The sequence below is a fragment of the Microcoleus sp. BM001215392 genome (genome assembly GCF_036700185.1).
GTDB lineage: Bacteria > Cyanobacteriota > Cyanobacteriia > Cyanobacteriales > Microcoleaceae > Microcoleus.
The window spans coordinates 1-11,253 of sequence record NZ_JAUBOJ010000136.1 but is presented as its reverse complement, the minus strand read 5'-3'; the positions used below and the strand labels follow the sequence as shown (position 1 = coordinate 11,253).

7 protein-coding genes are annotated in these 11,253 nt (G+C 47.7%); 6 read left to right on the top strand and 1 reads right to left on the bottom strand.

Annotated elements, in window-relative coordinates:
- Positions 1-91: 91 nt before the first annotated feature.
- From QT974_RS16120 to QT974_RS16100, 5 genes are all read left to right on the top strand, one after another.
- On the top strand, positions 92-643 hold the full coding sequence (locus tag QT974_RS16120; protein ID WP_333469469.1) for a hypothetical protein: 552 nt from the start codon (positions 92-94) through the stop codon (positions 641-643).
- Positions 644-678: 35 nt separating this feature from the next.
- On the top strand, positions 679-2,505 hold the full coding sequence (locus QT974_RS16115) for a hypothetical protein (protein WP_333469468.1): 1,827 nt from the start codon (positions 679-681) through the stop codon (positions 2,503-2,505).
- A 640-nt stretch (positions 2,506-3,145) separates the two neighbouring features.
- Entirely contained in the window at positions 3,146-5,623 is a 2,478-nt protein-coding gene (locus tag QT974_RS16110) for an ATP-dependent Clp protease ATP-binding subunit (RefSeq protein WP_333469467.1), read from the top strand.
- Between the two features lie 412 nt (positions 5,624-6,035).
- Entirely contained in the window at positions 6,036-6,629 is a 594-nt protein-coding gene (gene lepB / locus QT974_RS16105) for a signal peptidase I (RefSeq protein WP_333469466.1), read from the top strand.
- Between the two features lie 431 nt (positions 6,630-7,060).
- Positions 7,061-7,384, top strand: coding sequence for a DUF1825 family protein (locus QT974_RS16100; protein ID WP_333469465.1), 324 nt, complete (start codon positions 7,061-7,063; stop codon positions 7,382-7,384).
- Positions 7,385-7,640: 256 nt separating this feature from the next.
- On the opposite strand, the gene QT974_RS16095 is transcribed toward QT974_RS16100, so the two are convergent.
- Positions 7,641-9,560, bottom strand: a complete 1,920-nt coding sequence (locus QT974_RS16095; RefSeq protein WP_333469464.1) for a transglycosylase domain-containing protein — start codon at positions 9,558-9,560, stop codon at positions 7,641-7,643.
- Positions 9,561-9,870: 310 nt separating this feature from the next.
- Here QT974_RS16095 and tyrS point away from each other — a divergent pair, with 310 nt between their 5' ends.
- The gene (gene tyrS, locus QT974_RS16090) at positions 9,871-11,103 is read left to right on the top strand and encodes a tyrosine--tRNA ligase (RefSeq protein WP_333469472.1); all 1,233 of its coding nucleotides are present in this window, start codon (positions 9,871-9,873) and stop codon (positions 11,101-11,103) included.
- Positions 11,104-11,253 lie beyond the last annotated feature (150 nt).

The window sequence follows — 11,253 nt, the reverse complement described above, 5'->3', positions numbered from 1 at the left end:
TTTAAATCAGGAATATCCAATGAACATAAAATATGGACTGACCGCTATCCTGGGAACATATTTAATATCCACAATTGGAGGAGCGACCGCTATGGCAGCTACAATCGCAGGCACAATCAAAGTCAACGTCGTCAACGTCCTCGATCCTAAATTGGCGGGTGTCTACACGGGTGACTTTGCCTACGACGATACCAATCTGACCAAAGTTGGCACCGAATCCATGACCATTAATGGTGGAAATGGAGATCGACCGGGACTGCTATCTCTGAACTTTAGATTTCTCGACTTTGCGGAGGGCTTAACTCCTGTCACCTATAAAGCCAGTGATGATTTAAACTTCCCAGACGCTCCTGTTTTGCTTTTCTTGAACGGACTTCCAACTCAATTTGGCTTCCAAGTTGCTCCTGGAAACGATGGCGGAATTTGGGGTGGCAATAACGGATTTCTGTTTGGAGATCCTGGGATATTTATTTTCGTGTTGCGAAATGGAACTATTGGGGGTGAGGGGACTGTGACCTTAGAAATTAATGAATCTCCTCCTGCTCCCGTACCAGAGAACGCCTCGCCCTTCGCCTCATTGTTAGCTTTTTTGGGCTTAGGTGCAGCTCACTTCTGGAGAAAGCCGAGAAAGGAAAACAATTAATAATCTTTACCAACTTAACTTGAGAGGAATAGACTATGACAGCGATAAATACTCCGTTTTTGGTGACAGGTGGCGAAACTAACAGACCACCTACGAATGCTTTTAGTCCAAGTCAGCGTCAAATAAATATCCGTGCACCTTTCTCTGTTCCCTCAGCAGATCAATGGAGCGGTGAAAAAGTATGGCTGCTGCTTCCTGGTTTCACAGCACCCAGCGATTCTTTTGATGCAACTATCGCCACAGCCATCGATGGTGCTAACCCAACTGATACAGTTTTAGTCCTGGACTGGACTCAAGTAAGCGGCTCCCCAACCAATAATGCAGCATTAGGGATCGCAGCAGGAGACCTTTACAGGTCTGGTTCATGGATTACCCCAGTAGCAACCGCAGTCCGAGACAAACTTATTGAGTGGGGAATGCCAGCCGCAGCACTTAATATTGTTGGTCACAGTCTTGGTGCTCACCTTGCCAGCGATATTGCCGCCAGTTTCAATACCCTAGGTGGTCAAGTTGGTTCGGTTACAGCCCTTGACTCAGCATCAAATACCGCAAAACCCCTGAGTCCATACGATACAACTAATGGCTTCGATACTGACCTATCAAATGGATATGTAAAAAATGGAGGAATTGCAGACCCAATCAAACGCTTAGACCTTAATGCTGCGGCTTCAAGAAGAAGTTTTAATGGCATCAGTAGTGTATCAGGAAATGAAGCTCAAGCTGGAACTGCCAGGGAATCTTTCCTGTTTGACTTCGGCACCAATGCGCTTAATCCCATAGACCAAGCTGCTCAACACAGCCGTGTCGTGACCGCCTACACAAATGTGGTGACAACTAATGCAGCCGGCAATTCTCGTTTAGCCACCAATATTCTGGGTCTGAGTGATACGCAGGCCGATCATCAATTTAGACCAAACTTCTATAGAGGGGATTCTCTTAACTCTCTTCAAGTGCATGAAGGAGTGATTCCCGTTGATGCTCAAGATAATCCTTTGTTTCTGGTTGCTGCCAAAGCTGGTGGCGAAATCAACGATCGCTTCATCTATGGGACTAACAGAAATGACACATTAATAGGAACTGGGATTTTTGGAAAATATTACAACAACAATGGCAACAATACTTATTACTTTGGGGATGGAGACGACATCGTTTCTGCGGGCACGGGTAATGACATCATCTCAGGCGGGAATGGAGTTGATGCCCTTGATGCCGGAGAGGGGAATAATTCAATTTTTGGTGAGGATGGTAATGATTTTCTCAGTGCTGGCGCAGGTAATGACACCATCTTTGGCGGGAATGGCAATGACAACATTACCGCTAGAAATGGGAACAATACCATCCGCGGCGATCAGGGCGATGACAATATCACGGCTGGTACTGGTAATGATACAATCTTTGGCGGGAGTGGAAATGACAACATCTTAAGCGGAGATGGCAGGAATAACGTTTACGGTGAGGATGGCAATGATTATCTCACTGGTGGAAACGGCATTAATCTCTTGTTTGGTGGTTTGGGGAACGATACTCTCGCAGGTGGTTCAGGTCAGAACTCATTAAGAGGTTCAGAAAGCAACGGCGCGTCTGGTGTTGAGGTAGATACTTTAATTGGCAACAGCGGTCAATCTCTTAACGCATTTTATATTGGTGATAATACAAGAAATTGGTACTCAGTCGCTGGTGGAAATGATTACGCCTATATTCAGAGGTTTAATGCAGATAGTGACATAATTTTGGGTGGCGTGAATATCGAAGCGCAAAACATGATAACTCAAACCTTTCTTTGGTCTGGAGGTGAATTGATTGCCAAGATTGACGGTCTCTGGGCTTCGCAACTACTTTATTTCCCTACAAGAATATTTTAGAATTGACTTCTCCCCGGTCTTGCAGAGGTAGCTGCGAGCAGTGAATCTTGGCAACTTGACAACACTACGATCGATCTTTAGGCTCGTAGTTACGCTTTAGCTAGGTTCCCAAGCGCCACTACAAACTTTCAATCCTGCACGTACTCCGACTAAAGAAACCGGGTTTTTTACCAAATCTGCGCGCTACAACACGTTTTTTCCTAAAAAACCCGGTTTCTAGGCCTCCTGCCTCCAGGACTAATTTTTTTAAGTTCTTACATCGATCGCGCCCATGTAACCAATAAGTTTTATTAAAAAACAGCCCTACACTTCGGTAAGTATAACTTTTGCACCTGCATGAGAGCCAAAAAGATTGTGCTAGAATCCATCAATACGCAGTCGTAGGTTGGGCACAGACCGAGAAGAGCAATCTTCTTGCAGTCTAGGGGAGGTTGTAGGTCAGCCACCATTTGGGTCTTCCCAGTTGAAAGCCACCCTGCAACAGCAGCCTAGAATCTGCAACCGCTTTTCCAGTGCGGCAGAGCGGTTGAGAGTGTCACGCTAGAATAAGCAATACGAGTTAACACTCGAACACAAACGCTCCTTAAGTGCGAGCGTGACCTCGAAACGGGCAAATAGCAGCAGGTGATGGGAATAAATCATGTTTGAACGCTTCACAGAAAAAGCAATAAAAGTAATCATGTTGGCCCAGGAAGAAGCTCGCCGCCTGGGTCACAACTTCGTAGGGACAGAACAGATCCTCCTGGGTCTGATCGGGGAAGGAACCGGAGTTGCGGCTAAAGTCCTCAGATCGATGGGAGTTAATCTCAAAGATGCTCGGATTGAGGTCGAAAAAATCATCGGGCGCGGTTCGGGCTTCGTAGCAGTCGAAATTCCGTTCACCCCGCGCGCTAAGCGGGTTCTAGAACTGTCCCTCGAAGAAGCTCGCCAACTCGGACACAATTACATCGGCACTGAGCACCTGCTGCTGGGCCTGATTCGCGAAGGTGAAGGAGTGGCGGCCAGAGTCCTAGAAAATCTGGGAGTAGACTTGTCGAAAGTCCGCACCCAAGTGATTCGGATGCTGGGAGAAACGGCAGAAGTCGCAGCCACTGGCGGCGGCGCTCGCACTAAAACCCCAACCCTCGATGAATTTGGAGCAAACCTGACTCAAATGGCTGTCGATGGTAAGCTTGACCCGGTAGTCGGACGACAAAAAGAAATCGAACGGGTAATTCAAATCCTCGGTCGCCGTACCAAAAATAACCCGGTATTGATCGGCGAACCCGGAGTCGGTAAAACTGCGATCGCCGAAGGCCTGGCCCAGCGCATCGCTAACAACGATATCCCAGATATTCTCGAAGACAAGCGCGTCGTCACCCTCGACATTGGCTTGCTGGTCGCCGGTACCAAATACCGGGGCGAATTTGAAGAACGCCTCAAAAAAATCATGGACGAAATCCGCACGGCGGGTAACGTGATTTTAGTCATTGACGAAGTGCACACTTTGATCGGTGCTGGTGCGGCCGAAGGGGCGATCGATGCAGCTAACATTCTCAAGCCGGCTTTGGCCAGAGGCGAACTTCAGTGTATCGGTGCTACAACCCTTGATGAGTACCGCAAACACATCGAGCGGGATGCTGCCCTAGAGCGCCGCTTTCAGCCCGTGATGGTTGGGGAACCCACCGTTGATGAGACGATCGAGATTCTCTTCGGCCTGCGGGAACGCTACGAACAGCACCACAAGCTGAAAATCTTGGACACGGCCCTAGAAGCTGCCGCCAAACTCTCTCACCGCTACATCTCTGACCGCTTCCTCCCAGACAAAGCAATTGACTTGGTAGACGAAGCAGGTTCCAGAGTCCGCCTGATCAACTCCCAACTGCCGCCCGCAGCTAAGGAACTTGACAAGGAACTCCGCCAAGTCCTGAAAGATAAAGACGAAGCGGTGCGTTCTCAAGACTTTGACAAAGCAGGTGAATTGCGCGATCGCGAAATGACGATCAAAGCCGAAATTCGCGCGATTTCTCAAGCCAAAAAAACCGACTCGGCCCGCACAGGCGAAACCGACCCTTCGCCCGTAGTTACCGAAGAAGATATCGCTCAAATCGTAGCAAGCTGGACGGGCGTACCGGTTAACAAACTGACTGAATCTGAGTCCGAAAAACTGCTGCACATGGAAGATACCTTGCACCAGCGCTTGATCGGTCAGGAAGAAGCAGTGAAAGCCGTTTCCCGCGCCATCCGCCGCGCTCGGGTAGGGTTGAAAAATCCCAATCGCCCGATCGCCAGTTTCATCTTCTCCGGGCCCACAGGCGTCGGTAAAACCGAACTGACGAAAGCCTTAGCCGGCTACTTCTTCGGTTCCGAAGACGCGATGATTCGGTTGGATATGTCCGAATACATGGAACGTCACACCGTCTCCAAACTGATCGGTTCTCCTCCGGGGTACGTCGGCTACAACGAAGGCGGCCAACTCACAGAAGCAGTCCGCCGCCGTCCTTACACGGTAGTCTTGTTCGACGAAATCGAAAAAGCCCACCCCGATGTCTTCAATATGCTCTTGCAAATATTGGAAGACGGCCGCTTAACAGATGCCAAAGGTCGCACCGTGGACTTCAAAAACACGCTGCTGATTATGACTTCTAACATCGGTTCTAAGGTCATCGAAAAAGGTGGCGGCGGTCTCGGTTTCGAGTTCAGCGACAACCAAGCCGATGCTACTTACAACCGCATTCGCTCTTTGGTTAACGAAGAACTCAAGAACTACTTCCGCCCCGAATTCCTCAACCGACTTGACGAAATTATCGTCTTCCGTCAGTTGAACAAGGAAGAAGTCAAGGAAATCGCCGTCATCATGCTCAAAGAAGTGTTCGGCCGCTTGACAGAACAGGGAATCACGATGGAAGTGACCGAGAAATTCAAAGAACGGCTGGTAGAAGAAGGCTATAACCCCAGCTACGGAGCCAGGCCCCTGCGCCGCGCCATTATGCGGTTGTTGGAAGACAGTTTGGCTGAGGAAATTCTTTCTGGCCGCATCAAAGATGGCGACACCGCTGTTGTGGATGTGGATGAAGCCGGAGTTGTCAAGGTACTGCAAGGTCAAAAACGGGAATTGCTACCCCAAGGCGCTGAGTAAGTGGGTTGAGTGGCGCGCGATCGCAAATTAAGTTGTGAAATAACCAATCAGGCGATCGCAAACAACTCAAAATCCTTACATAAAAAAGGTAGAGAATCTTAATTCTCTGCCTTTTTTATGAGTTAATATCAAGAGGACACTTATTAAATCAATCTTTGATTAATAGGTAAACCGCAGCTCAATGCAAATAAACGCAGATGATTGTAAGATTGTTTGCAAATGAATGCAATTCAAGTCTAATAATTAACAGCGATATATTTCACAGGTAAGCTGTACAGCATTTAAATTGAATATTCGGGGTGATGCTCACAATCTCACAACTTATGTATGGTTTGATTGTTTTTTGACAGACAAGTTGAATGTCAGAACAGCTTATTAGATTATTTGTGGCAATTATTATAGAGAGGACTCAATGACATCTGAAGAAAATAATTCAGGTACAGAAGTAGCAGAAATGCAGCCTGAAACATGGTGGCAGAAAGCCTGGAAGTCTAGCTTTGAAAATCTTCAGATAGTGATTATTGCTTTGGGTTTAGCAATAATGATTCGAGGGTTCGTGGCAGAACCGCGTTTCATACCCTCAGATTCTATGGTACCAACTTTGCGGGTGGGCGATCGCGTCGTAGTAGAAAAAATCTCCTACTACCTGGAACCTCCAAAAACTGGTGACATAGTAGTATTTGCGCCGCCGGAACAGTTGCAAGAACAGGGATTTACTGAAGACCAAGCATTTATCAAACGGGTGATTGGCTTACCGGGTCAAACAGTGACCGTTAAAAAAGGTTTAGTTTATCTCAACGACAAACCCCTGGTCGAAAAATATATTGCCGAACCTCCTAAATACCAGTGGGGGCCATATGTCGTCCCGGAAAATCAATACTTCGTGATGGGAGACAACCGCAATAACAGCAACGACTCCAGCAGGTGGGGATTTTTACCTAAGAAAAATATCATCGGCCGCGCTGTAGTCAGGTTTTGGCCGTTAGAACGCATCGGGGAACTTTGAAGTCAGGAGTCAGAAGTCAGCAGTTAGGAGGAAGATGGAAAATGGAAGATGAAAGCTCGGCCAACAAACAAGCTACGGGATTTAACGGATAAATTTTCAGGGAATTGGAAATTGGGAATTCGGCAATTCTCCTCTAGTGTCCCAGGGGTGGATATGTGCACAAGCATTTGTAGTGCTATCTCCGCTCGCGAGCTTAGTATCGCTCGCAAGCGATACTAAGCTCGCACTGTCAAACAAAAAAATGCTGTTTGCAAAAATGAGATGCTCCCTCTCCCATATCCCCATCTTCCCGTCTCCTGTACGGAAATTGCTACTAATTTTTGCGCCTTGAGCGGTAGAGAGTTCTTCGGGCAACTGATAAAATAGTACCAAAAGCAGCGGGATTTCTCGCATAGAGGAAAATCACTTCAATATTAAAAATTAGGAAAGCTATGGGATTTTTTGATTCAGAAATTGTTCAGCAAGAAGCCAAACTGTTGTTTGAAGACTATCAATCTCTCGTCGCACTAGGCGGGAATTACGGCAAATTCGATCGCGAAGGCAAGAAGATGTTCATCGCTCAGATGGAGTCTATGATGGAGCGCTACCGTATTTTTATGAAGCGCTTCGAGCTGTCTGAAGACTTCATGGCTCAGATGACTGTAGAGCAGTTAAAAACACAGCTAAATCAATTTGGGATTACGCCCCAGCAGATGTTTGAGCAAATGAACTCAACGCTGGAGCGGATGAAATCTGAACTGGAAAAACAACCATAAGTTGACAGTTGACAGTTGACAGTTGACAGTTGGTAATTACCATTACTTCTTTCCTCCTTGCTTATTCCTTCACTCAACTTTTAACTGTTAATTATTAACTGTTAATTCATCCTTATTCCTTCGCTCAATAATCAACAGTCAACTGTTAACTATTCCTTCGCTCAACAGTCAAATGTCAACTGTCAACTAAGAGGGTTCTCAGGGGGGCACTGCCCCTACAACTGTCAACTGTCAACTGTCAACTGTCAACTGATAATTAAGGTCGTTCAAAAGATGAAGCAGGTTTGAAATCTTCTTCAGGAACGCCCTGCAAAGCTTGGCTCATAAAATCGCGCCAAACAGGGGCCACAATAGTACCGCCAGTAGCACCGTAGCTCATCGGCGTGTAATCGTCGTTGCCTATCCAAACAGCCACCGACAACTGTGGCACGTAACCCACAAACCAGATATCCCGTTCTGAGGAAGTTGTGCCAGTTTTCCCAGCAGCCGGCCTCCCAATTTGGGCAGCCTTGGCAGTACCGTTGTAAATTACTCCTTGCAGGGCGCTGTTGACAGATGCCGCAGCCCAGGCGTTGAGAACTAATTTGGGTTTGGGGGTATTGTCTAGCAAGACGTTGCCGCTGCTGTCGGTGACTTGCACGATAAACGTGGTGTCAGAATGCCAGCCGTTGTTGGCGAAGGTAGCAAAAGCTCCGGCCATTTCTAAAGGAGTGAGGTCAACTGCACCCAAGGGTAAAGAAACTACGGGTTCCATGGGACTTCTGATGCCGAGCACCCGGCAAATCTCAATCACTTTATTCAATCCGACTTCTTGGCCGAGCTTGACAGCGGGAATGTTCAGTGATACTTCCAAAGCTCTGCGGATGCTGACGGCACCGGAGAAGCCGCCGCCGTAGTTTTGAGGGTAGTAGTAGCCGTCGCCGTCGCGGTAGCCGACAGGAGAGTCGTAGACAACTGAATCGGGGCCGTATTTGCCGCTAGCAAAGGCAGCGTAGTAGATGAAAGGCTTAAAAGAAGATCCGGGCTGGCGGCGTGCTTGAATCGCACGGTTGAACTCACTCTTTTGGTAATCGACGCCCCCAACCATTGCTTTGACGAAGTGGGTGCGGGGATCGACGGCTGCTAGGGCTATTTGACCTTGTTCGCGATCGTAAAAAAGTCCTTGGTAGTAAAGTCGATCGTGCCACGCTTTGACTGTTTCTTCGGCTATGCGCTGCATTTTGAGGTCGATCGTGGTTTGAACGCGCATTCCGCCCTTGAGTACCGCATCTCGTCCGAAACGCCTTGTCAGTTCTTGGACTACGGCTTGTGTGACGTAAGGAACTTGAGAGCCGCCAAAAGAAGTAATTTTGCCGAGCTTAATTTTTTGCGATCGGGCGGTATCTGCTTCTGCTGGCGTAATCCATTTGAGGTCCTTCATGCGGGTTAAAACAATTTCCTGCCGCTCTTTTGCCAATTTGTAATTGACGAAAGGACTGTATTCTTCGGGGGCGGAAATTATGCCTGCGAGCATTGCTCCTTCTGCAAGGCTCAAATTTTCTGCTGACTTGTTGAAATAGCTTCTCGAAGCTGTCTCTACACCGTACAAGTTGTGACCTAAATAGATTTGATTCAGGTACAGTTGCAGAATTTGGTCTTTGTTGAGAATTTGCTCCAAGCGGATAGACATTACCGCTTCCGCTACCTTGCGGCTAAATTTTGACTGGGGAGATAGAAACAAGTTTTTGACTAACTGCATAGTCATCGTCGAGCCGCCTTCAACAGTTCTACCTTTCTGTATGTTGGCTATGAGGGCTCGGGCGATGCCGCCGGGGTTGATGCCTTTGTGGGTGAAGAAGTTGCTATCTTCGATCGCCATTACGGCCCGTTTCAGGTTCGGGGATATTTTGTCAAGGGGTACGACATCGCGGTTTGCTTCATCGTGGATACTGGCTAGGGGCTTGCCGTTGATGTCGTAAATGTGGGTGGTTTCCGTGGGAGAGTAGGTTTGCAAGATGCGAACATCTGGCAAATTGCGGAAGCTGATCGCTAGACCAACCAGTCCGCCAGCGACTACGGAACTGGCAAGCATTGTCATGCTGAGTATGGTTCCGGCGGTCACTTTGCTGACTGACTGAACAAACTCGAATACAGGGGCTGGGTTTTCCGTATTTTTGCGGACTGCGTTGGTTGACACGTGGATTTCACTTCCTCACTCGATTTGGGGTTTAAGACTTTTAATTTTAGATGGCAACCCTGGAGGCTGTCAGTCGATTTTAGATTTTAGATTTTAGATTTTAGATTTACTCGCAGCTTTGAATCTAAGAGCTGGAACAAAAAGCTAAAATTTTGCTCTCTCTGCGACTTAAATCGGTTGGTCGTATCAGTTTCTGGATGGGTTTGCTAATGAAAGTCGGTCAGGTTTGGGATTATAGTAGCTTGATAGTTGTGTGTTTATGTGTCAATCAGTGAGTTTAACTAATTCTGCTGCACTTTGGCAAAATATAATGATGGACGATCGCTCCCCTATGATTACTGCTAACCTTTCAGCGATTTACCGCGGCATCAGCGAGATTTTTCCCGATCGACCTGATTCTAGCAACCCTGACGAAAATCTGGCCCAACTGCTGGCAAAAGTCGATCGACCTCTGCGAGTCAAACTGGGAATTGACGCCACAGGGACTGACATTCACCTCGGACACAGCATTTGCTTCCGCAAGCTGCGAGCTTTTCAGGATGCAGGCCACACGGCGGTACTGGTCATCGGAGATTTTACCGCAAGAATTGGCGATCCGACAGGGAAATCTGAGACGCGCAGCCAATTGACAGCCGAACAAGTGGCAGAAAATGCCAAAACTTATTTAGACCAAGTGCGTCCGATTCTAGATTTTGACACGCCCGGACGTTTGGAAATTCGCTACAACTCCGAGTGGTTGTCCAAATTGGACATGGCGAAGGTTTTGGAACTGCTAGGCACAATGACGGTGCAGCAGATGCTCGCTAAAGAGGGATTTGATAACAGGATGCAGCAGGAAAATGCGATTTTCCTGCACGAGTTTCTGTATCCAGTAATGCAGGGTTACGATTCAGTAGTCTTGGAAGCGGATGTGGAGTTGGGCGGAACCGACCAAAAGTTTAATATTGCGGTGGGGAGAGATTTGCAGAGGCATTTCGGGATGAAACCGCAGTTTGGTTTGCTAATGCCGATTTTGATCGGGACTGACGGCGTGCAGAAGATGTCGAAGTCTTTGCATAATTATGTCGGTTTGTCGGAAGATCCGCTGACGATGTATTCTAAGTTGGAGAAAATTGCCGATCGCTCGATCGCCCAGTATTTTGAGCTATTGACAGATTTGCCGCTTGATGAATTGCCCGAAAATCCCCGAGAAAAACAGAAACTTTTGGCTGTGGATGTGGTAAGTCAGTATTGGGGTTCCGAAGCGGCGGATCGCGCACAACAAGATGCGATCGCGCTAATTAAAGGGGCTGCGGGACAAGCTGATGCTGTAGCGGAGTTTTCTTTAGCAAGCGTGGAATTTCCGGCCAAGTTGTTTTATATTCTGAGTGCTAGCGGGCTTTGTAAAAGCAGCGGCGACGCGCGGAAGTTGATGCAGGGCGGCGGAGTGAAATTGGAGGGCGAGAAAGTTTCTGATGTTAATCTTACTTTTGCATCGCCTGCTGATTTATGCGGTAAGGTTTTGCAAGTGGGCAAAAATAAGTTTGTCCGGTTAGTGGATTGAGTTAGGATTTGTTAACCGCCATTCGTGTCAACTTAAGTCTATAACCCTTGATAAATCTCGCTTTGCTCCGAGGCTTCTTCCCCCTAAATCCCCCTTAAGAAGGGGGACTTTGAGAATACTCTTGTCCCCCCCTTGTTAAGGGGGGTTAGG